21 protein-coding genes and 1 pseudogene are annotated in these 20,957 nt (G+C 70.2%); 9 read left to right on the plus strand and 13 right to left on the minus strand.

Features of this window, described 5'->3' with window-relative positions:
• Positions 1 to 10: 10 nt before the first annotated feature.
• Complete coding sequence (locus IN07_RS17645; RefSeq protein ID WP_052091440.1) at positions 11 to 712, minus strand: pyridoxal phosphate-dependent aminotransferase; 702 nt, start codon at positions 710 to 712, stop codon at positions 11 to 13.
• A 116-nt stretch (positions 713 to 828) separates the two neighbouring features.
• On the opposite strand from IN07_RS17645, the gene IN07_RS17650 reads away from it, so the two are divergent.
• From IN07_RS17650 to IN07_RS17665, 4 genes are all read left to right on the plus strand, one after another.
• Entirely contained in the window at positions 829 to 1,767 is a 939-nt protein-coding gene (locus IN07_RS17650) for a carbon-nitrogen hydrolase family protein (RefSeq protein ID WP_036338119.1), read from the plus strand.
• 245 nt (positions 1,768 to 2,012) lie between these two features.
• On the plus strand, positions 2,013 to 3,035 hold the full coding sequence (locus IN07_RS17655) for an IS110 family transposase (protein WP_036338243.1): 1,023 nt from the start codon (positions 2,013 to 2,015) through the stop codon (positions 3,033 to 3,035).
• Between the two features lie 43 nt (positions 3,036 to 3,078).
• Positions 3,079 to 3,369 carry a transposase gene (locus IN07_RS17660; RefSeq protein WP_036338121.1) on the plus strand — a complete coding sequence of 97 codons (291 nt, stop codon included), beginning with the start codon at positions 3,079 to 3,081 and terminating at the stop codon, positions 3,367 to 3,369.
• The gene (locus IN07_RS17665) at positions 3,366 to 4,256 is read left to right on the plus strand and encodes an IS3 family transposase (RefSeq protein WP_036338124.1); all 891 of its coding nucleotides are present in this window, start codon (positions 3,366 to 3,368) and stop codon (positions 4,254 to 4,256) included. Before IN07_RS17660 ends, IN07_RS17665 begins: the two co-directional genes overlap by 4 nt.
• Here IN07_RS17665 and IN07_RS17670 read toward each other — a convergent pair.
• Positions 4,220 to 4,942, minus strand: a complete 723-nt coding sequence (locus IN07_RS17670; protein ID WP_197058533.1) for a transposase — start codon at positions 4,940 to 4,942, stop codon at positions 4,220 to 4,222. The two genes, IN07_RS17665 and IN07_RS17670, sit on opposite strands and share 37 nt — an antisense overlap.
• Positions 4,943 to 5,578: 636 nt before the next feature.
• Between IN07_RS17670 and IN07_RS17675 the strand changes: the two genes are divergently transcribed.
• Positions 5,579 to 6,061 (plus strand): NAD(P)/FAD-dependent oxidoreductase, encoded by a 483-nt coding sequence (locus tag IN07_RS17675; protein WP_231558449.1) that lies wholly within the window; start codon positions 5,579 to 5,581, stop codon positions 6,059 to 6,061.
• Between the two features lie 167 nt (positions 6,062 to 6,228).
• Here IN07_RS17675 and IN07_RS26985 read toward each other — a convergent pair whose 3' ends face one another.
• The 7 genes from IN07_RS26985 to IN07_RS17710 form a co-directional block, all read right to left on the minus strand.
• The gene (locus tag IN07_RS26985; protein ID WP_081975512.1) at positions 6,229 to 6,315 is read right to left on the minus strand and encodes a multicopper oxidase domain-containing protein; all 87 of its coding nucleotides are present in this window, start codon (positions 6,313 to 6,315) and stop codon (positions 6,229 to 6,231) included.
• 51 nt (positions 6,316 to 6,366) lie between these two features.
• Positions 6,367 to 7,368, minus strand: a complete 1,002-nt coding sequence (locus IN07_RS17680) for an SDR family oxidoreductase (protein ID WP_036338126.1) — start codon at positions 7,366 to 7,368, stop codon at positions 6,367 to 6,369.
• Between the two features lie 361 nt (positions 7,369 to 7,729).
• Positions 7,730 to 8,641 (minus strand): L-histidine N(alpha)-methyltransferase, encoded by a 912-nt coding sequence (gene egtD / locus IN07_RS17690; RefSeq protein WP_197058534.1) that lies wholly within the window; start codon positions 8,639 to 8,641, stop codon positions 7,730 to 7,732.
• Between the two features lie 74 nt (positions 8,642 to 8,715).
• Positions 8,716 to 9,951, minus strand: a complete 1,236-nt coding sequence (egtB, locus tag IN07_RS17695) for an ergothioneine biosynthesis protein EgtB (RefSeq protein ID WP_036338131.1) — start codon at positions 9,949 to 9,951, stop codon at positions 8,716 to 8,718.
• A 120-nt stretch (positions 9,952 to 10,071) separates the two neighbouring features.
• Positions 10,072 to 10,848: an SDR family NAD(P)-dependent oxidoreductase gene (locus tag IN07_RS17700; RefSeq protein WP_036338134.1), complete on the minus strand. Its 777-nt coding sequence runs from the start codon at positions 10,846 to 10,848 to the stop codon at positions 10,072 to 10,074.
• 57 nt (positions 10,849 to 10,905) lie between these two features.
• Positions 10,906 to 12,702 carry a glycoside hydrolase family 15 protein gene (locus tag IN07_RS17705; protein ID WP_036338136.1) on the minus strand — a complete coding sequence of 599 codons (1,797 nt, stop codon included), beginning with the start codon at positions 12,700 to 12,702 and terminating at the stop codon, positions 10,906 to 10,908.
• A 235-nt stretch (positions 12,703 to 12,937) separates the two neighbouring features.
• Positions 12,938 to 13,690 (minus strand): Crp/Fnr family transcriptional regulator, encoded by a 753-nt coding sequence (locus IN07_RS17710; RefSeq protein WP_036338139.1) that lies wholly within the window; start codon positions 13,688 to 13,690, stop codon positions 12,938 to 12,940.
• A 328-nt stretch (positions 13,691 to 14,018) separates the two neighbouring features.
• Between IN07_RS17710 and IN07_RS26485 the strand changes: the two genes are divergently transcribed.
• Complete coding sequence (locus IN07_RS26485) at positions 14,019 to 14,624, plus strand: IS110 family transposase (RefSeq protein WP_407937441.1); 606 nt, start codon at positions 14,019 to 14,021, stop codon at positions 14,622 to 14,624.
• Here the strand turns inward: IN07_RS26485 and IN07_RS17720 are convergent.
• Positions 14,579 to 15,067: a hypothetical protein gene (locus IN07_RS17720; protein WP_036338143.1), complete on the minus strand. Its 489-nt coding sequence runs from the start codon at positions 15,065 to 15,067 to the stop codon at positions 14,579 to 14,581. The two genes, IN07_RS26485 and IN07_RS17720, sit on opposite strands and share 46 nt — an antisense overlap.
• Positions 15,068 to 15,466: 399 nt before the next feature.
• Between IN07_RS17720 and IN07_RS17725 the strand changes: the two genes are divergently transcribed.
• Both IN07_RS17725 and IN07_RS17730 read left to right on the plus strand, forming a co-directional pair.
• Entirely contained in the window at positions 15,467 to 16,267 is an 801-nt protein-coding gene (locus tag IN07_RS17725) for a DUF427 domain-containing protein (RefSeq protein WP_052091442.1), read from the plus strand.
• A gap of 28 nt (positions 16,268 to 16,295) precedes the next feature.
• Positions 16,296 to 16,781, plus strand: a complete 486-nt coding sequence (locus IN07_RS17730) for a hypothetical protein (protein WP_036338149.1) — start codon at positions 16,296 to 16,298, stop codon at positions 16,779 to 16,781.
• Between the two features lie 477 nt (positions 16,782 to 17,258).
• On the opposite strand, the gene IN07_RS17740 is transcribed toward IN07_RS17730, so the two are convergent.
• Positions 17,259 to 18,194, minus strand: a complete 936-nt coding sequence (locus IN07_RS17740) for a zinc-binding dehydrogenase (RefSeq protein WP_081975520.1) — start codon at positions 18,192 to 18,194, stop codon at positions 17,259 to 17,261.
• A 3-nt stretch (positions 18,195 to 18,197) separates the two neighbouring features.
• On the opposite strand from IN07_RS17740, the pseudogene IN07_RS26490 reads away from it, so the two are divergent.
• Positions 18,198 to 19,136: pseudogene (locus tag IN07_RS26490) on the plus strand (IS3 family transposase); the annotation flags it as partial.
• 301 nt (positions 19,137 to 19,437) lie between these two features.
• Here the strand turns inward: IN07_RS26490 and IN07_RS17760 are convergent.
• Both IN07_RS17760 and IN07_RS26990 read right to left on the minus strand, forming a co-directional pair.
• Positions 19,438 to 20,043, minus strand: coding sequence for a hypothetical protein (locus IN07_RS17760; protein WP_036338155.1), 606 nt, complete (start codon positions 20,041 to 20,043; stop codon positions 19,438 to 19,440).
• A gap of 520 nt (positions 20,044 to 20,563) precedes the next feature.
• Positions 20,564 to 20,923, minus strand: coding sequence for an integrase core domain-containing protein (locus IN07_RS26990; RefSeq protein ID WP_036338158.1), 360 nt, complete (start codon positions 20,921 to 20,923; stop codon positions 20,564 to 20,566).
• Positions 20,924 to 20,957 lie beyond the last annotated feature (34 nt).

The raw sequence follows: 20,957 nt of genomic DNA on the forward strand, positions 1-20,957 counted from the left end.
CCCCGAGGGGTCAACTTTCGATCGGCAACAGGGGGTCAACTTTGGCCCGGCGTTGACAGGCGGCAGAAGCCGGCACCGGCGTGTTCCCGTAGGTCGACTCGCGGTAGGTCTCGTCGACCAGCACGACAGCTTCCGGTGCACGCTCGTCGACGGCCGCGAGCACGCCGCGCAGCTCCTCCTCGGTCAGCCGAACCCCGGACGGGTTCTGCGGCGATGCCAGCGACACGAGTCGGGTCTGCGGCGTGAGGGCGTCTGCCACCGCGTCGAGAGGAAGCCGGTAACCATCGTCGAAACGCAGCGCCACGACGTCCACGCGCGCCTCGAGTCCCTCGGGGACGCTCCGGGCCGGTGGAAAGCACGGGCTCGCCAGGAGCACGGCGTCGCCGGGCCGGCACCGGTCCTGGGCGAGCAGGAACATCCCCTCGATCGCCCCGACCGTCAGCAACACCTGCCCGGGGTCCACCCCGGCTCCGGCAGCGACCAGCGCCCGCAACTCCGCGCCACCGGAGGAGGTGCCGTAGCCGAGCGGCAGGTCGATCAGCGCGTCGGCGCCGACCAGATCCCCGATGCGCAGTGCCGGGCACGTGCTCTCGGCCAGGTCGTAGCGGACAGCGACCTCCATCAGGGTGTTCATCGGGCTGGTTGCGAAGGACACCATGAACCCATCCTGCCCGGCAGGTGCGCAGGACCCGGAAATCGAGCGGGGGCTCACCCGTGGTCGTCATCGGGCGGATCTGCCTCCGCCTGCCAGGCGACGGGACCCCTGTGAGCGCCGACGACCGGTCAGGGCGGAACGGGAGTGCACTGGCGGTGTCCTATCGTCGACCTGTGCGTATCGCCGCTGCCCAGGCCCGGCCGTACTGGTTCGACCCCCAGGCCACCACGAAGAAGATCACTGACTGGCTGGAGGACGCGGCGGCGCAGGACGTCGAACTGGTGGCCTTCCCCGAGACGTTCCTGTCCGGCTATCCGTTCTGGCTGGAGCTGACCGGCGGCGCACGGTTCGACGACCCCGCGCAGAAGCGCGCCTACGCGGCCTATCTCGAGGCGGCCGTGGCGATGGACGGTCCCGAGGTCAGGCAGATCACCGAGGCGGCACGCGACCTCGGGATCTTCGTCTACCTCGGGACGACGGAACGGACGACCGGCTCAGCCCGGGGCACGGTGTTCTGCACACTGGTCGCGATCGACCCGGGCGCAGGCGTGGTCAGCACGCACCGCAAGCTCATGCCGACGTACGAAGAGCGCCTGGTGTGGGGCACCGGTGACGGCCATGGCCTGCAGGTCCACCGGTACGCGGGCGCCCGCGTCGGGGGGCTGAACTGCTGGGAGAACTGGATGCCGCAGGCACGCCACGCGCTCTACGCCCAGGGCGAGGAACTCCACGTCAGCGTGTGGCCGGGCAACCCCCGCAACACCGCCGACATCACCCGGTTCGTGGCTCTGGAGGGCCGGGTGTTCTCCCTCGCGGCCAACGGCCTGATCTCCTTGTCGGACGTGCCCACCGACTTCCCCCTCTACGCCGAGCTCCAGGAGGCCGGCGTCACCGACTACTGCCGGGGCGGGTCGGCGATCGCCGGACCTGACGGCTCATGGGTCGTCGAACCGGTCGTGGACGAGGAGCGGCTGGTGGTCGCCGATCTCGACCTGCGCCGCGTGGCTGAAGAGCGGCAGAACTTCGATCCGACCGGCCACTACAGCCGGGCCGACGTCTTCACCGTCCAGGTCGACCGCCGTCGGCTCGACGCCGTCCGCTTCACCGACTAATGGGGCTTACCGGGCCTGCTGGTCTCTGGCAGGTTCGGTGCCGGTAGCGGCCGGTGGGTCAGCACTCTCACCGACGGGAACGCACCTGATTCCTATCGTCAGATCGTGCGCCCACCGGTCGTGAGGGGGCCTGACCGCTGATGGGATGACGTGTCCCGGGCGTTGTCCGGTGAGCACTTGACCATTAGTCCGCTGGCTGTCTCCTCCGCGCTGCCGACCGCAGGAGCCGACCGGAGGAGGCACGGGTGCTGTTCGTGGGTGATGACTGGGCTGAGGACCACCACGACATCGAGGTCCAGGACGAGGACGGGCACCGGCTGGCCAGGGCCCGATTGCCCGAGGGCATCGCCGGGCTGACCCGGCTGCACGAGTTGATCGCCGAGCACCTAACCGAGGACGATGTCGACCCCGCGACGGGGTTCGTGGCGCAGAGCGTGGTGATCGGGATCGAGACCGACCGTGGCACGTGGGTGTCTGCGCTGGTGGCGGCCGGCTACCAGGTGTTCCCGCTCAATCCGGTGCAGGTAGCCCGCTACCGGGAACGACACGGCGCCTCCGGTGCCAAGTCCGACCGGGGGGATGCGCACGTGCTGGCCGAGATCATCCGGCTGGACCGGGCTCACCACCGGCCGGTGGCCGGTGACAGCCCGCAGGTGGAGGGGCTGAAGATGGTCGCGCGGGTGCATCAGAGCGCGATCTGGGACCGCACCCGCCACCTGCAACGGCTCCGGTCGGCGCTGCGGGAGTTCTTCCCCGCCGCGATCGAGGCCTTCCCCGAGCTGACCGCGGCCGATGCGCTGGAGCTGCTGGAGCGCGCTCCGGATCCCGCGCGGGCGGCCCGGCTGTCCAGATCGAAGATCACCGCGGCGCTGACCCGGGCCCGCCGCCGCGATGTCGAGGCCAAGGCCGAGGCGATCCAGGCCGTGCTGCGGGCGCCGGCGCTGCGCCTGGCACCGGAGATCGAGGCCGCCTACGCCGCGATCGTGGCCAGCCACGTCCGCCTCATCTCCGGCCTGAACAACGAGATCACTTCTCTGCAGGCGGTGGTGGCCGAGGGTTTTGGCCGGCACCCGGACGCTGACATCGTGACCAGCCAGCCCGGGCTGGGACCGATCCTCGGCGCCCGGGTGCTCGCCGAGTTCGGTGACGACCACGCCCGCTACGTCGACGCCAAGGCCCGCAAGAACTACGCCGGCACCTCACCGATCACCCGAGCATCCGGCACCCGCCGGATCGTGCTGGCCCGCTACGCCCGCAACAGACACTGAGGTTCCCCCGAGACCGCGGAGGCATCAGCTATAAGGGGTAGCGATGCCAGAGATCCGCAAGAAGTACGACCGGGAGTTCCGCGAGGGAGCGGTCCGAATCGTCGAAGAGACCGGGAAGCCCATCGCCCAGGTCGCCCGTGACCTGGGGGTCAACGAGGGCACGCTGGGCAACTGGGTGAACAAGGCCCGGGAGGCCCGGAAGGGCACCGAGGGCCTGTCCCGAGGTGACATCGAGGAGCTCAAGCGGCTGCGCGCGGAGAACGCCGAGCTGCGGATGGAGCGCGATGTCCTCAAGCGATCGGTGGTCCTGTGGGTGAAGGAGGCGACGAAGTGAGCGTGGCCCGCTTCATCGCCGACCAGAGGACCAACTACCGGGTGCCGCACACGATCACCTGCGCCCTGCTCGGGGTGTCGGAGTCCTGGTTCTACAAGTGGTCGTCCCGGACGCCGACGCCCACCGAGCAGCGGCGTGCCGAGGTCGACGCCGCGGTCGCGAAGGCGTTCAAAGCCGTGCGCGGGCTGCACGGCTCGCCCCGGCTGGTGACCGATCTGCGGGAGGCCGGCTGGACGGTGTCGGAGAAGACTGTCGCCGACTCGATGCGCCGTCAGGGCCTGGTCGCCCGCGTGATTCGCCGGCGCAACGGGCTGACCCGGCAGGACAAGACCGCGGCGAAGTTCCCCGACCTGCTCCGCCGGGACTTCACCGCCAGCGCGCCGAACACCCGCTGGGTGGGGGACATGACCGAGGTCCCGACCGCGGCCGGGAAGCTGTACCTGGCAACGGTGATCGACCTGTACTCCCGGCGGCTGCTCGGCGCAGCCACCGGGCTGCACCCGGACGCGCAGCTGGCCTGCGCGGCGATCGAGATGGCCGTGGCGGCCCGCGGCGGCGCTGAGCGCATCGCCGGGGTCATCTTCCACCCCGATCGTGGGTCGACCTACACCGCCGACCGGTTCACCGCCCTGTGTCGGCGGCTGGGCATCCGCCAGTCGATGGGACGAGTCGGCTCTTGCTTCGACAACGCCGCGGCCGAGGCGTTCTTCTCCAGCCTCGAGTGGGAGGTGCTGTCCCGGCACGACTTCGCCACCACGAGGGCAGCACAGGCCGCCGTGATGGACTGGTGCTACGGGTTCTACAACCACACCCGCCGACACAGCTCCGCCGGAGGCCTGTCACCGATCAACTACGAAATCGCCGCGCTCAACCGAGACGCGGCATAGAAAGTCCTCCACGATTTCGGGGGAACCACATATCGCTTGAGGCAGCGGATGATTTTGCGCTTGGACAGGCCTTCGGCGGTGCGGCGGGTGACGTAGTCGATGGTCGGCTGGTGCCAGCGCATGCGGACGATGACGGCGCGGTAGAGGGCGGCGTTGGCCTGCCGGTTGCCGCCGCGGTAGGGCCGGTGCCACCCGTTGGTCCGCCCGGAGCCGGCGGGTATGGGGCAGGCGCCGCACATCTTGGCGAAGGCGGCCTCGGAGCGGACCCGGTCGGTGTTGTCCCCGGCGGTCACCAGCACCTCGGCGGCGATGTCGAAGCCGACCCCGACGAGCTCGAGCAGCTGCGGCGCGGCTGCCCTGGTCAGGGACTGCAGGTGCCGACTATGCACCGCGATTTCGTCGTGCAGCTGCAGCCATCGGCGCGCCAGCGATGCCAGCACATGCCACATCGCCGCGTCCGACGCCGAGAGGTTTGCGGCAGAGTCGAGCGCCGCGCAGGCCTGGATGAGCTTGTGATCGGTGAGGGGCTCCAGCTCCGCGCGCAGTTCGTCGGCGGCGGTCACCAGCGTCGCCTTGAGCGCGATCATGGCGGCGGTGCGGGCCTTGACGGCGGTGTCCCGGGCGATCTTGAGCAGCCGCAGCGACTCGACGTCGCCATCTGCGGTCTTCGGGGTGGCCAGCTTCACGCCGGTAGGAGCTGGCGAGCGGCGTGCTCGGCGTCGATCAGGTCGCTCTTGCCAGACAGCCGCCGCTCGCCCTTGCGCGGGGGACGGTTGACCTCGCGGACGTGCTGGCCCTGCCGGCGGAGGAACCGGGCAAGCCCGATGCCGTAGGACCCGGTGCCCTCGACACCGAAGGCGACCAGCCGACCGTGCGGCCCGATGTGGCCGGTCGCGACGGTCTCGAGTGCGCGAACCCCTCCGCGGTGGCCGGCACGAACTGCTGGGCGCGCTTTTCGCCGAGACCGTCGAGCACCACCACGGCGTGTTCGTCCTTGTGTGTGTCGACGCCGACGACGACATCATCGCGGCGCAAGGTCATCCTGTTCATGGCCGAGGTCTCCTCACAGATCTCGGTCGTATCCCGCTGGTTGGGCGGGACGGACAGGACTGCGATGGGACCTGCTGCGATCAGGCTCCTATCAGGTCACGACCGCCCGGCCGGCGGCCCGGGCGTCGCTGCGGCAGCGGTCGACACGTCAACGCGAAGGCACCCGCTGGGCGGGTCGTAACAAGGGTCAGGCCGCCACCGCAGCGACCCCTCCAATGCTCACAGTCATAGCAGTCGGTGATGCTGCCAATGGACGACACCTCCCGGAGCCGGTGGTGGTGGCGCTCGGCACGCACGCCAACAAGCAGGGCCGTGTCGCAGGCATCAACATCGGCGGCGGCTACGCGACATTTCCCGGCGTGATCGGCACCGCGATCACCAAGGTCTGCGACCTCGAGGTGGCCCGCACCGGCCTGTCCAGCGAGGAAGCGCTGGTGGCCGGTTACTCGTTCGTCACCGCGTCGGTGGACTCCACGACCAAGGCCGGCTACTTCCCCGGCTCCCGCCCCATCCGGGTCAAGATGATCGCCGAACGACGCAGCGGGCGGCTGCTCGGCGCGCAGGTGGTCGGCCGGGAGGCGGCCGCCAAGCGCATCGACGCCCTGGCCATCTGCATCTGGAACGAGATGACCGTCGACCAGATCCTCTCCCTGGACCTGGCCTACGCACCACCGTTTGCACCGGTGTGGGACCCGGTCCTGATTGCCGCACGCAAGGCCTTCGAAGCCGTCGAAGCCGACGTCCGACAACTCTGACCCGGATCACCTTCGTCCCTGCGCGGCCGACGACTCAAGCTGCTCAGCGGGCTTCTCGCTCCGGTCCGCCCGGCTCCTCCACATCCACGGGCATCGGGCACGGCCTTGGTCCCCGACGGGACCGTCGCCTGTCCTCGCGACGATCCTCGCGCGGGGACGCCGTTCGATCACCGAACGGTGAGCGCCATGCTCATCCCGGCCTCGAGGTGCTCGGAGATGTGGCAGTGCAGCATCCACGTGCCCAGATTGCTCAACTCGACGAGCAGCTCGTGGTCTGGCCGCCCCAGCGGCGGCCAGGCCTCACGTCAGCGTCGTCGCACGAGTCCGACGGCGGCCGCGCCGAGCAGGCCCACGCCGGCTGCAAGCGCGCTGCGGTGCAGGCTCAGCGGCAGCTGGACGCTGCGGCCGTGAGCCCGGTCGTCGAACGGGCCGTGGGTGCCGTGGTCGCCGGGCACCGGAGAGAACAGATAGTTCGGCGCATCCGGATCGGCCGGCTCATCGGTCTGCTGGGAGGAGTAGCCGGTACGGCCCAGGTAGTGGTCCAGCAGCCCGCCGGCCACTCGACTGCCGAGGATGGTGCCCACCGTGGACGCTCCCACCCAGACCTCCCGGCGCCGGTGCTCGCTGGCCCAGACGACCGCCCACGCGGCCACCTCCGGCTGGTAGATCGGTGGCACCGGCTGGGGCTTGCGGGGCATCTTGGCCAGTCCCAGCCGGAACTGCGGGGTGTTCATCGCCGGCATGTGCACCGACGTGATCTGCACCCGGCTGCCGTCGTGCAGCAGTTCGGCGCGGAGTGAGTCGTACAGGCCGTTGAGCGCATGCTTGGACGCGCAGTACACCGACTGCAACGGGATGCCGCGGAACGCCAGCGACGAGCCGATCTGGATCAGGTGTCCCCTGTCGCGCTCGGTCATCCGGCGCAGGGCAGCGCGTGCGCCGTTGACCGAGCCCAGGAAGGTGACCTCCACACCGCGTCGGTACTCCTCAGGACTGACCTCCAGGAACGGGGCGAACACCGCCGCCATGGCGTTGTTCACCCAGACGTCGATCGGCCCGAGTTCGCGCTCCACCCGCTCGGCGGCCGCCTCCACCTGGCCGTCGTCGGCGACATCGACCTCGAGCACCAGCGGCTGCCCGCCACGGGCCCGCACCTCGTCCGCGGCCGCCTCCAGGCCGTCGCGGTTGCGGGCGAGCAGGGCGACACGGTCACCGCGGTCGCCGAAGGCATGCGCGATGGCCCGCCCCAGCCCGGCGCTCGCGCCGGTGACGACGACCACCTTCGGTTGACGATGCTCTGGGGTCATGCTGTCTCCTTCCTCAGGGCCACGCTAGGCCCGCTCCGATGGGGCCCAGGTGTACTGGCCGTCGCGCAGCCGATTGGGGCCAGGGGACCAGGAGCTGGCCACGTGCGCTGGTGCCAGCTCGCCCTCGGGGTCCCGTCGAGCAGCTCACCCCGGCCGGCTACGTAGGACCGCAGCTCGCCGCCGACCTCGACGACGGTGACGCGGTCGTTGCCGTACACGACCGTGTACTGGCACCCACTGGCCAGTTCTCGCACGTGCTCGTCGACCTCACTTCCTGGCTCCATCCTCGGATCGCCACGATTCCGCTCGGCGCCCGGGGTCACGGGGTCGCCTTGGTCGCCAGGGAGAGCGCGTAGTCGCCCTATGGGTCGGTCCACCAGGACCTCAGCCGCAAGCCGGCGGCGGTGAGTTCGTCGGCGACCCGCTCGCGGCGGAACTTGGCGCTGACCTCGGTGCGCAGCTCCTCCCCCTGGGCGAAGTGCACCTCCAGGTCGAGGACGCGCACCACCTGCTCCCGCAGCGACCGCAGGCGCATCTCGATCCACTCGTTCTCCGCGTTCCACAGCGCGACGTGTGCGAACGCGTCGGGGTCGACGTCCGCGCCGAGCTCGCGGGCGATCACGTGCAGCACGTTGCGGTTGAACTCAGCCGTCACACCCGCCGCGTCGTCGTAGGCGGCGACCAGCCGCGCGGGGTCTTTCACCAGGTCGGTGCCGAGCAGCAGGGTGTCCCCGGCTGCCATCGTCGACGCCAGCGTGCGCAGGAATCGGGCGCGCTGCGCGGGCAGCAGGTTGCCGATCGTGCCGCCGAGGAAGGCGACCAGCCGGCGGCCACCGGCCGGGAGCAGCGGCAGGTGGTGCTCGAAGTCAGCCACGACGGCGTGCACCTCGATCCGGTACTCACCGGCCACGGCCTCGCCGGACTGCGTGAGCACGGTCTGGTCCACGTCGACGGGCACGTAACGTCGGAGCGTGCCGGCCTCGCCGAGCGCGTCGAGGAGCAGGCGGGTCTTCTCCGACGTTCCGCTGCCCAGCTCGACCAAGGTGTCGGCTGCCGACAGCCCGGCGATCTCGGAGGCGTGCGCCTGCAGGATCGCGCGTTCCCGCCGGGTGGGGTAGTACTCCGGCAACCGGGTGATGTCCGCGAACAGCTGCGAGCCGCGGGCGTCGTAGAACCACTTCGGCGGCAGTGTCTTCGGGGTGGCGCTCAGCCCTACTCGGACGTCGGCCTCCAGCGCGTCCCGCATCGCCGCCGGCGGCAGGTGGCGATCCATCCGGAGCGCCAACTCGGCTGCCGCGATATCCAGCATCCCGCCGTCGCACGGGGACGCCGGGTCGTGGACGGCGGTCACGGGCGCGCCAGCCGCAGTCCGGCGAACGCCCACCGGGCGGCGGCGGGGTAGAAGTTGCGGTAGGTGAGCCGCTCATGCCCCGCCGGGGTCGCGCAGCTCGCACCGCGCAGCACGTGCTGGTCGGACATGAACTTGCCGTTGTACTCCCCGACCGCGCCCTCCACCGGGCGGAAGCCGGGGTAGGGCAGGTAGGCGCTGGAGGTCCACTCCCACACATCGCCGAGCATGTGACGGCCGGCGACGCCGGGGTGCAGCCGGTCGGGGTCGAGCAGCTGACCGCGCAGCTCGGCCACGTCGCCGGCGGCAACCTCCCATTCGGCCTCGGTGGGCAGGCGGGCACCGGCCCAGCGGGCGTAGGCGTCGGCCTCGTAGAACGAGACGTGGCAGACCGGCTCGGCCCGGCGCAGCGTCCGCACACCTCCCGAACCGAAGACCATCCACTGGCCGTCCTGCTCCTGCCAGTAGCCCGGTGCCTGCCAGCCCTGCTGCTGGACCGCGGCCCAACCGTCGGACAGCCACAGCTCCGGCCGGGTGTAACCGCCGTCGGCGGTGAAGGCCAGCCAGTCCTCGTTGGTGACCGCGCGTTCGGCGATCTCGAACGGCACCAGGTGCACGGTGTGCCGCAGGCCCTCGTTGTCATAGGCGAAGCCGGCGCCGTCGTGGCCGACCTCGTACAGCCCGCCGGGCACCGGGCGCCAGGTCAACGGCTCAGGGTCGGGGTCATCCTCCACCGGCCAGTCGATCATCGCCGGGCCGAACGGGTGGCGGGAGAGCAGGTGCAGGGCGTCCATGACCAGCAGTTCCTGGTGCTGCTGCTCGTGGTTGAGGCCCAGCTCGACAACCTCGGCCTGCGCCTCGTCCAGCCCCCGCTCGATCAACGCGGCGACGGCCTGCCCGACGTGCTCCCGGTAGCGGCCGACCTCGTCGGCCGAGGGGCGGGTGACCAGCCCACGCTCCGGGCGCGGATGCCGTGGGCCCACAGCTTCGTAGTAGGAGTTGAACAGGTACCCGAACGTCGGGTCGAACGGCCGGTAACCTCCTGCGGGGTCGAGCAGGAACTCCTCGAAGAACCACGACGTGTGAGCGCGGTGCCACTTCGCCGGGCTGGCGTCGGGCATCGACTGCGCGGTCTGGTCCTCCGGTGACAACGGCGCAGCCAGACGCTCGGTCAGGGCGCGGACGTCGAGGAACCGCGCGAGCAGGGTCGGTGTGGCGGGGGCAGTCAGGGTCATGCGGTCTCCATCGTTTCTAGCAGGCACGGTGGCCAAGCCGCACGGCACAGTGGGCGACCGGCATGCAGCCGCCCACTGTGCCCCGCCGTTGGACAGCTCGTCGCTGCGGTATGGCTGGTGTCAGGCTCCCTGGCCCGACATCTGCATCAGTCCGCCGTCCATCACGTAGGTGGCGCCGGTGACGTAGTCGCCGTCGCTGGAGGCGAGGAACACCGCGAGCCGGCCGATCTCCTCCGGCTGTGCGGCCCGCTTGAGTGGGATGCTCTCTACCTGCTGCTCGCGGTACTCCGGGTCGTCGATCGCCTTCTGGTTGAAGGGCGTGAGCACCATGCCGGGGGCGATGTTGTTCACCGTCATGCCCATCTCGGAGACCTCGAGCACCAGGGTGCGGGTGAGGTTGCGCAGCGCACCCTTGGAGCAGTCGTAGTCCGCCGCCCCAGCGCGGGCTTGCTCCTGGTGCACCGACGTGGTGTTGATGATCTTGCCGCCGCCGCCCTGCTGCTTGCGGTGGTTGATGAAGTGCTTGCAGCAGATCAGCTGCCCGATGAGGTTGCTGCGCAGCGTGCGCTCGAAGTCCTCGATCTCCAGGTCGGCGACGTAGGTGCCCGAGGCGTCGACGCTGGCGTTGTTCATCAGGATGTCGACCCGGCCGAAGGCGTCGAGCGCCGCCTGGAACATGGCCTGCACCTGGTCTTCGTAGCCGTGGTCGCCCTGGACGACGATCGCCCGGCGGCCCTGGGCCTCGACCTGCTCGCGGGTGGAGTTCGCGCCCTGCTCGTCCTCGAGGTAGTGCACCACCACGTCGGCGCCTTGGCGTGCGAACTCGATGGCGGTGGCCTGCCCGATCCCGGAGTCAGATCCGGTGATGAGCGCGACCTTGTCCTGGAGCTTTCCCATGTTCTTGCCCTTCTTTGTCCTGCTACGTGGTCCTGCCGGTCCGCTCGTCTGCGGTCCCTAGTTCGGCTGGTCCGGTCGGTGGGGGTTCTCGGCTTGGGCGATGGCCCAGGCTGCGTTGACCAGGCCGATGTGGGACAGCGCCTGCGGGAAGTTGCCGATCAGGCCCCTGTCCCGCAGGTCGATCTCCTCCGACAGCAGCCCGACGTCGTTGGCGTAGCCGGTGACGGTCTCGAAGATCTGCTTGGCGCGGTCGACCTGTCCGGCCATTGCCCGGCCGGCGGCCAGCCAGTACGAGCAGATGACGAACGCCCCCTCGTCCCCCGAACCTGTCCAGCGCTGCACCAATGCGTCTTTGGACAGTTCCCGCTCGATCGCGTCGAGGGTCGCCACGACCCGTTCGTCGTCGCCGGGGAGGAACCCGACGATCGGCAGCAGCAGCACGCCGGCGTCGAGATGGTCGGAGTCGAAGGCCCCCGTGAATGCCTGGACCGACTCGTTCCAGCCACGCTTCAGGATCGCGGCGCGCACCTCCTCCCGCGCCTGCTTCCACCGCGCCACGTCCGCCTCCGGGCCGAGGCGGTCGGCCAGCTCGACCGCACGGTCCAGGGCGACCCAGCACATGACCTTCGAGGTCACGTAGTCGCGATCGCCTTCGCGGCCCTCCCAGATGCCGGCGTCCGGCTCATGCCACGTGGCGGCCGCCCGGTCGGCCAGGGAGCGGAGGAACGCCGCGGTCGACGGGCTGAGCTCCCCGAGCTGGTCGCGCAGCACCCACGCGCACTCCAGCACCTCCCCCAGCACGTCCAGCTGCTTCTGGGTCCAGGCGTCGTTGCCCACCCGGACCGGTCGGCTGCCGGCGAAGCCGGCCAGGTGGTCCAGCTCGTGCTCGGTGAGGTCTCGCTCTCCTCCGGCTCCGAACATGATGGGCACCTGCCCCTCGCCGACCGAACCGGTGGAGGTGGCCATCCAGTCGAAGAACCGCTCCCCCTCGTCCGGGCAGGCCGCGACCCACAGCGCCTTGAGGGTGAAGCTGCCGTCGCGCAACCAGCCGAACCGGTAGTCCCAGTTGGCGCTGCCGCCGGGCGTCTCCGGCAGCGAGGTCGTGGCCGCGGCGATCACCGCGCCGGTGGGCCGGTAGGTCAGCGCCTGCAACACCAGCCCGGCGCGCGTGACCTGCTCCCGGTAGGGGCCCTGGTAGCCCTGATGCAGCTGGCTCCAGGACTGCCACCCGGCGACGGTGTCGGCCAGGGCCGCGCGTCCGTCGAGCGCAGCAGTTGGCGGTTGCACGGCCGCGCGGTGGTGGAGCGCGAAAACGGCGCTCTCCCCTTCCCGAAGGGCGAACCGCGCTGTGACCTTCCCGTCCGCAACGCTCAGCGGCCGGTCGGCGGTGAGCGCGAGCCGCTCGGCTCCGCCGCCGAGCTCGATCCCTTGCGGAGTCGATGTGATCTGGGGGGTGATCAAGCCGTATTCCAGGCGCACGGCCAGTTCGACGTCGATCTCGACCTCGCCTCGTACGGCCTCCACCTGCCGCACGAGCAGGTGCGGGGAGGCGTGGCCGATCTGGTGGCCCCGCTCTCCCGCTCCCAGGGCCAGCGCGTCGGTCAGCCGCAGAACACCGCTGGCAGTGGTGAAGTCCGTCTGCATGACCATGCTGCCCTCGACGTAGCGGCGGGTCGCGGTCCACTCGTCGCGTGGCCGGATCGACCAGTGACCGGCCCCGGGATCGAGCAGGCGCGCGAACACGCTGGGCGCGTCGAACCGGGCCGGGCACCACCAGTCAACTGAACCGTCCAGCGCCACCAGCGCGGCACCCTGGCAGTCACCGAGGAGGGCGTAGTTCGCAATCGGCGTCATGGTCGCAGCGGTCCGGTGCCCGTGCTCAACGCTTCATCCATCGAGGGGGCGCGCCGGCGCCCGCCCGCGCCGGTGAACACCGAGGCCCTTCCGTTGCGCACCGGTGCCGGCGAGACCCGGCCCTGCGGCCCGAAGGACTGGGATGAAGACACGTGACGCTCATGCTCAGGAAGGGGTGCCGCTACACCGGCGCCGAGCGCTGATGTCAGCCAACTGACATCAGTTGTAGGGATCCTCAGGCCCGAGGAGCGGTCCGCCCTGGCCGCAGCGCAGCGATCTTGTCGAGCACGTCCCGCTGCTGCTCAGGCGGCCCCCCGCGCAGCAGCCAGTACCCGTTGCTCTCCTGCAGGAGCAACCCAGCCTCGGTGAGCTTGTTGAGCGTGGTCGTCACGGTGGGGCGCCGCGCTCCGATCAGGTGGGCGATGTTCAGGTGCGTCAACGGGATGGGCACTCTCACCTCATCGCCCCGGACCTTCCCCCAGCGGTCGGCGAACAGCCAGAACAGGACGAGGACTCGCAGATCCACGCGGGAGAGGTGGCTGATGGCCAGGACGTTGGCCAGCCAGTCCGCCCGGCGCTCCTGCCGTTCGAGCAATCCCGCCATCAGCTCCGGCCACGGTCTCACGGCGAGCAGGAAGTCGCGGTCGAGAACCGCCAGACGCGTCGGCTCGAGGGCCCGCCAGACGACCCGGGAGTCGACTGACGCGGCCCCTACCTCTCCGGACGGACGCAGCAGGTCGCCTTCGGCGAGGAACTCGATAGCGGCGGTCTCCCCGAGGATCGACACCTCACGGGCGATGCACCCCTCGAGCACCAGGAACCCCCCGGCTGGCACCTGCTCGTCCGCGCCACGCCACAGCCCCGCGCCCAGCCGTTGGACGGACGCCACGACCGCTCCACGGGCGACCGCCAGCTGGCCGCCGCTCAGTCCCTCGCCGAGCCCGGGGTCCGCCTCCAAGATCCGCACCGACTCCTGGCTCGTATCCATCAGTGTTCCGTCCTCCCGCCCGTCGTGCCGCGTCCTGTGCCACCCGGACAGCACTCAGGGGCTCGGGAGAGTCCGCTGGAGTGGTGCAGATCGGGCTCCTCGCCTCGGTGATCGTGTCGGACGACGACGTCGAGGGGCTGCCGCGTGAGGCTCTGCGAGAACCCGCCCAGGAACTCGCAGAACAAGACACCCACGAAGGCCCAGGATCAGTCTGCCCTGTTCGAGTTGACCGACGCACTGCTCAGCGCCAACTCCTCCGGGCTCGACGTAGTAGGCAAGGCCGAACATCACGCCTGCGCCCTGGACCCCGGCGGCCGGCGGCCGGGCGCTGCTCACCGACGAGACCGCACTGGCCGAGGTGTTCACCCACCGGGCCGAGCACGGCCCGCTGCTGGCCATCGTCGACCAGCCGGCCTCGGTCAGAGCGCTGCCGATCGCCGTCGCCCGCTCGCTGGGCATCGCGGTCGACTACCTGCCTGGGGTGGCGATGCGCCGGATCGCCTACCAGCACCCCGGCGAGGGCAAGACCGGCGCCCGCGACGCCTACGTCATCGCCGACGCCGCCCGCACGATCCCCCACACCCTGCGCCGGATCAGCATCGATGACGAGACCCTCGCCGAGCTGACCGTGCTCGCCGGCTACGAAGTCGACCTCGCCGCCCGGTCCACCCGGCTGCGCGACGCATTGCTGCACATCCCCCGCTCGGAACGCCTGCTGGGGCCGCGTATGGACCGCGGCGGCCGCGTACACCCACGCCGAGCGCGCCGCCCCGCCGCAGACCTCGAGGCCCGCCTGGAGGTCCACCCTCTTGCCACCGCAGAGGGACACCCCTCCAGGCGTCCGCCCTCGCCCCGTTGCGCACCACCCGCCCCGAGCTGGAGACCTGATCACAAGGCTGCACTGAGTGGCAGTCCGGGGTGCACGGCGGCGTAGACGGTGCCGGCTACGGCTCCGAAGACCAGGTGGCCGACGCAGAAGGTGATCACGTCGCGCCGGCTGTAGTGCCGGTAGAACACCCCCGGCGGCGCCAGGCGCCCAGGGATGTCCGGATGCAGGTCAGGCCACGCACCGACCACCACTCCGCCGAGGGCGGCATGCACGGCGCCGGTGAACAGGCCCCACCAGGCCAGGTGGTCGTTGCCTACCGCGGCGAAGAACAGCGAGTAGAGCAGGACGATCGCCACGGCCAGGACGGCGTGGCCGAACCATCCGACCAGGCGCTGGTACCGCCGGCGGGCCCGCAGGATCGCCCCACCCTCGGCGAAGATGTCCTGACGCACCCCCTGACCCAGCCCCCGCTGTGCGTAGGCCAGCGACTCCATGCACTGAGCGGCGACGATCGCGGCTACCGCGGCAGCGATCGGGTCGACGTCCACAGCAGCCTCAGCATCCCTTCCACGGCCCTCATGCCCGCGCCGCCGGTCGCGGTTCCCTGATCACGGTCCTTTCGGGGTCCGACGAACGCTACCGGCGATCGGGGATCTCGCAGCACCACGCCGGATCATCGATCCCGTGGCCCGACCGGCTACAGGACCACCGGCACCGACCTCGCCGGAAGAGGCGGTGTCGCGCCTCGGCAACGGCGATGCCAGTGAGGTCCTGCGGCTGAAGAGACAGCTCGGGGGCCGTAGGTCGCTCGCCGGCTCGGCGCACAGCCAACCGGGCCCCCCTGCTGCACCGGCGTTTTGCTGCTGCCGCAAGGTCGTGGCAGTTGCCTGGGCTGTGCTGGCCAGGTCGGAGGCGTGTCGGCGCCGGTGGCCGGGTAGTCGCGGCGTATGGGTTTGACCAAGGGCAGCGGGCCGTTCGGAGAGCATCCGGCAGGAAGATTCAACTTCGATCCGCACGCCCCCGAGCAGGTGCTGTACCTGGAGAGTTCGCCGCGGCGGGTCCGGATCGTCCTGGGCGGGACGGCGGTCGCCGACAGCACTGACGTCCGCCTCCTGCATCCGCCGGGCCGGACGCCGACCTACCTCTTCCCGCGCGAGCACGTGCGCACGGACCTGTTCGAGCCCAGCGATCGGCGGCGGTCCGACCCTGGGATGGGAGAGGGCACGTACTGGACGGTGCAGGTGGGCGAGCGGCGGGCGGTGGACGCGGCCTATTCCTGGGAGCAGCCACCCTCCGCGGCTGCGGGGATCACCGGCCAGATCGCCTTCGACTGGGACTCGATGGACGGGGTGTTCGAGGAGGACGAGGAGGTCTTCGTCCACCCCCGAGACCCCTACACCCGCATCGACGTCCTGCGCAGCTCCCGTCGGGTGCGGGTGCGCGTGGGTGAGCAGGTCGTGGCCGACTCCTCACGGCCGCGGATGCTCCTCGAGAGCGGCCTGCCCGTGCGGTGGTACCTGCCGCGCGAGGACGTGCGGACGGACCTGCTCGAGCCCAGCTACACGACCACGCGCTGCCCGTACAAGGGGATCGCGCACTACTGGTCGCTCCGCGTTGATGAACGGTACGAGAAGGACCTGGTGTGGACCTATCCCGAGCCCTTCCACGACGCCGAGGCCGTCCGGGGGATGCTGTGCTTCCCCGGCGAGCGAGTGGACGTCGAGGTGGAGGACGTCGAGCGCGGTTGAGGCAACTCCGGCGGGGTAGGCGGTCGCCATGTCCAACATCAACCGTTCAACGAAGCGTCCGTCTCTGGCGGCGAACGTCGGTCGCGGCGCGCTGGCCGGAGTGGCCGGCAGCGTCGTGATGACCGCGTGGCAGAAGCTGGTCGAGATGCCCCTCTCCGAACGTGAGGACAGCTACGGCCCGGCGGAGCTTGCCGAGAAGCTGCTGCCGGTGAAGCCCAGCAGCGATGCGGGGAGGAAACGGCTGAACTACGCCGCGCACACCGCACTGGGCGCGATGTGGGGTGGCGCCTACGGGGTAGCCGCCCACCTGGGCCTGCGCGGCGCGCGGGGCGCGGCGGCGACGTTCGGCGCCATCTACACCCAGGACCTGGTGATGATCCCAGCCCTCGGGCTGGGCAAGCCGTGGACGTGGTCGCGCAAGGAGTGGACCATCGACGTCCTGGACAAGGTCGTGGTCATTGCCGCCACCGGCGCGATCTTCGACCGTGTCCTCGGCCCCCACGCCAGGGCATAGCGGCCAGCCGGTCACAGAGCGCTGCTGGGGCAGCCACGCAGCCCACGGAACGTCCGTCACCAGGGTGAAGTTTATGGCCACTACGCCCGAGGAGTCGAGGGCGTTGACGCGAGCTGTCCGTCGCGTTCGGCATCTGGGGCGACCTCGGCTCGCTCGCACTCGCCGCCTTCCTTGTTGTCGCGGCGTTCGTCTTTCCACCCGTTCTGGAAGGAGAGCGACCCGCAGGCGTCCGAGCAGGCGCAGTTCATGAAGGACTTTGCGCTGGTCGGCGCGTCCATCGTGCTGTTCGCGAGCTTCGTCGAGGGGGCGGCCGGCCCGACCGTGACCGACGCCCTCGTCGAGCTGGGGTAGCACGGAAGCCAGCGGAGGGGGCGGCGCCGCGACGGCGCCGTCCCCTCCGGCACGGATGGGCATGGCACAGAAGGTTGTGCGGCCGTCCTGGGGGGGGCGTTGTCCATCGCCCATGGGGCGCCGGGATCAGCCCCGGGTCACCACGACCTGCTTGCCGAGAACCCGGTTGTGCTCCATGTCGTCGTGCGCGGCGACGATCTCATCCATCCCGCGCACCGTCACGGGGAGATGCGCCTCACCGCGGCGCAGCGCGTTGGCGACCTCGCTCAAGACCTCGGCGGGCAGGTCGGCGGCTTCTCCGCTGTAGGCGGTCAAGCGCACGCCCTTGGGGATGAACTCGATGGGATAGAAGTCCCGGATGATCCACTCGTTCGACAGCATGCCGGTGAAGCAGACGGTTCCCCCGGCGCGGGTGGCGCGCAAGGTGTCCCGCAAGGTGGGGGCTCCCACCAGTTCCACAGCGCCGTCGACACCGCCGGGAACCAGGTCACGGACCTCCTCGGCGATCCGGCCGTGATCGATCAGGGCATGGTCGACGCCCAAGGAGAGCAGCTCATTGCGTCGTTGCTCGCGGCGCGTGGTGGACAGCACGGTCATGCCCCGGCGTTTGGCGAGAAGGACGGTCAGGATGCCGACGGCCGAGGTTCCGCCGCGGATAAGGACGGCGTCCGCATCCCGCGCCCCGACGCCGGTGGTCAACGAGCCGTAGGCGGTCTGCAACGCCTCGGGGAGTGCGCCCAGGCCGGCCCAGTCCAGGTCGGTGTCCACCGGGATCACCTGTCCGGCGGGGACGAGCGTGTACTCAGCGTAGCCACCGTCGAAGCTGCGGCCCATGCCACCCATCAACGCCACGGCCTTCTGCCCCGGCCGGAGGGTCGTCCCCGGCGCCGCCTCGACGACGCCGCTGGCCTCGATCCCCAGCACGCGCGGAAACGTGACATCCGGACCGGCCAGACCCAGCCTGGTGTGCAGCTCGGACCGGTTTAGGCCGAAGGCGGGACTTGACCCCTGATCGTGGACACGCTGAATCCAGGCCTGGCCTGGAGGAAGCGAGAAGATCAGACGGTGGCGAGGAAGACGTACTCCGAGGAGTTCCGCCGAGACGCGGTGGAGCTGTACCGGTCGACTCCGGGGGCGACGGTGGTGGGCATCGCCGGCGACCTGGGGATCATGGACTCGACGTTGTCGGCGTGGCTGAGGACCGCTGGGGTCCAGCTGCACTCCCGTCCTGGGGGCCGGTCCGGCGCACCACCGGATGGCGAGGGGCCCGAGCAGGAGGTCGCTCGCCTCCGCGCTCGAGTCAGTGAGCTGGAGGCTGACGCGCGGAAGCTGAACAGCGAGCGGGACATCCTCCGGGCGGCGGCCAAGTATTTCGCCGGGGAGACGCGCTGGTGACCCGCTTCCAGTTCGTCGCCGACCACCGGAACGCCTTTGAAGTGCAGCGGCTGTGCAAGATCATCGGGGTGTCTCGGTCGTCGTTCTCCGCCTGGGCCGAAGCTGCCGAGACCCGGGCCGCCCGCGCCCAGGCCGATGCCGAGCTGGCTGGGCGGATCCGTGCGGTGCACGCCGTCAACCGGGCCTACGGGGCGCCACGGGTGACCGCCGAGCTCAACGACGGCGTCCCGCCTGCGGAGCGGGTGAACCACAAGCGGGTCGCCCGAGTCATGGCCGTCCACGACATCGCCGGGATCCGGCTGCGGCGCCGGGTGCGTACCACGATCGGCGACCCGGCTGGCCAGCTCGTGCCTGACCTGCTGGAACGAGACTTCACCCGCCGACGAGCCGAACAGCGTCTACGTCGGGGACATCACCTACCTGCCCTGCGGTCAGGGACGGAACTTGTACCTGGCGACGGTGATCGACTGCTTCTCCCGCCGGCTGGTGGGCTGGTCGATCGCTGACCACATGCGCACCGAGCTGGTCACCGACGCCCTCGCCGCCGCGGCAGCCGAACGCGGCAGCCTGGCCGGGGCGATCTTTCACAGCGACCACGGCAGGCTACATCCCCTGGCGGAACCGGCACGTCACCGACCCCAAGCTCCGCAAGGTCTTCCGCCGAGCTGAGACCATCAAGAGGGCGAAGGTTGCCTGACCCGGCACTAGCTCAGGGACCGGGAGCTACAGCCCCGTAGCTTTGATGCCCGTGTCACTGCGCTGGGAGGTCTCCTTCGTCGACCGAGAGAACTTTTTGTCCCCGTACGTGCCAGACACTGTCAAGGGGGCCATGGAGCCGTGGACGACGGCGTTGCGCACGGCTCGGGCGATCTGGACGACGGCGGCGTCGCTCTCTCGGTTCATGAGGCGGTCACGCTCGAGCTGATCCTGCGCGGCCTTGACCTGGCTCGGGGTCACCTGGATGACCTTCAGCCTGCGGCCCTTCGTCATCATCCCTCCCCTCACCAGCGTCATCGTCATCGTCATCGAGGTCGTCGGTGCCCTCCGTACCACCATCGTCCAACATCGCAGTCTCGGCAACAACCTCATCCCTGATGGCTACGGTGTCGCCCACGACCACGACGTAGTCCTCGTGGCGGGTGTCTGCGGCCCTGATCTGGGCCACGGGGGCGCCGAACTCTTTCTGAGAGAACTGGTTGAGGATCTCGTCGACCAGCTGGCTGCGGTCCTCTTGGACCCGGATCAGGCCCATCAGGTAGTACCGACCGGCGATCTTGTCGTCCTCGTCGTCGCTCTTCAGCAGCTCACGGGCCTTGTCGATCAGCTCCAGCTCCCGCTCCTCGCGGGCCTTGACCCGGTCGTCAGCGTCACGCTGCTTCGTCTGGGCCAGCTCGGCGTCCTTCTGGTCCAGCTCCTCACGCTTCTGCTTGCGCTCGCCTGCGTACCTCACGACGTTGCCGAACCAGCCAGCGACACCGCCGATGAGGGTGGTGATCACCAGCGCCCAGATGTCCACAAGGCGGACGGTACGGCCCGTTACCTGCCCGTGACCAAACGAGCAACGAGGCGCGGTTGTGCACTACTTGGAGGCGCGCCAGATGGCCAGGCAGGCGAGCAACCCCGTGCAAACCAGACCTCCAACCGCGAGTGCCAGCGTTCGCCAGAGATGTCGTCCGTCGGGAAGAAGTCGGGGATCGTGTGGCGAAGACCCCGAGGGAAAAGCCGGCCCGCCACCCCGGCCAGTCCACCCCTTCTTAGGCGGGGCGCCGCTAACGCAGCACTCGACTGACCGCCGACCGCGCGTCAGTGAGGAGCCGCTCCTCCGGCCGGTCACTTGGCGCTGAGGCACGAGGAAGGCACGGCATGCGTCTGACTCGCCCCTGACCAGCCAGGATGGCGCCTAGGGTCCCAAGCCTTCCAAGCTGACTGTGCGGGTTCGATTCCCGTCACCCGCTCCACTTCGATGTCGCGGGACACCGTCACAGGTCTCCCGCGACATCGTTTACACCTGGCGCTTCGTCGTGCCGCCTTGACTCTCATCCTCCCGGCGGATGAGAGCGTCCATCAGGCTCCGCGCGGAACAGTGGGATGTCGCCGCAGGCGCCATGGAGGCGGCGGTGGTTGAACCAGTCGACGTACTCCAGCGTGGCCAGGTCGACGTCGTCGAGGCCCTTCCACGGGCAGCGGCGGCGGATGAGCTCGGTCTTGTAGGGGCCGATGAGGGACTCGGCGGCGGCGTAAACGTACGGATTGCCGCGGTGCTCCGACCGGCCGCGGGCTGTCATGTCCGGCTGGCAATGTTTGGCCAGCACCCGTACTTCCGGCGGCTCGCCGGCCGCACAGCCCAGGTCGAGCCGGTGGCGGGCGCTGGTGGGTCCCGACCAGCAGCCGGTCACTGGACGGTGTCAGCGTGCCCCGACGGCTCGTGGG

This window comes from Modestobacter caceresii, from assembly GCF_000761485.1.
GTDB classification, from domain to species: domain Bacteria; phylum Actinomycetota; class Actinomycetes; order Mycobacteriales; family Geodermatophilaceae; genus Modestobacter; species Modestobacter caceresii.

Coding starts and splice junctions, on each gene's coding strand:
- IN07_RS17660 (WP_036338121.1), top strand. CDS start 3,079: ATGCCAGAGATCCGCAAGAAGTACGACCGGGAGTTCCGCGAGGGAGCG.
- egtD (WP_197058534.1), bottom strand. CDS start 8,641: ATGGATCGCCACCTGCCGCCGGCGGCGATGCGGGACGCGCTGGAGGCC.
- IN07_RS17710 (WP_036338139.1), bottom strand. CDS start 13,690: ATGGATACGAGCCAGGAGTCGGTGCGGATCTTGGAGGCGGACCCCGGG.
- IN07_RS17730 (WP_036338149.1), top strand. CDS start 16,296: ATGTCCAACATCAACCGTTCAACGAAGCGTCCGTCTCTGGCGGCGAAC.
- IN07_RS17680 (WP_036338126.1), bottom strand. CDS start 7,368: ATGACCCCAGAGCATCGTCAACCGAAGGTGGTCGTCGTCACCGGCGCG.
- IN07_RS17725 (WP_052091442.1), top strand. CDS start 15,467: ATGGGTTTGACCAAGGGCAGCGGGCCGTTCGGAGAGCATCCGGCAGGA.
- IN07_RS17705 (WP_036338136.1), bottom strand. CDS start 12,702: ATGACGCCGATTGCGAACTACGCCCTCCTCGGTGACTGCCAGGGTGCC.
- egtB (WP_036338131.1), bottom strand. CDS start 9,951: ATGACCCTGACTGCCCCCGCCACACCGACCCTGCTCGCGCGGTTCCTC.
- IN07_RS17700 (WP_036338134.1), bottom strand. CDS start 10,848: ATGGGAAAGCTCCAGGACAAGGTCGCGCTCATCACCGGATCTGACTCC.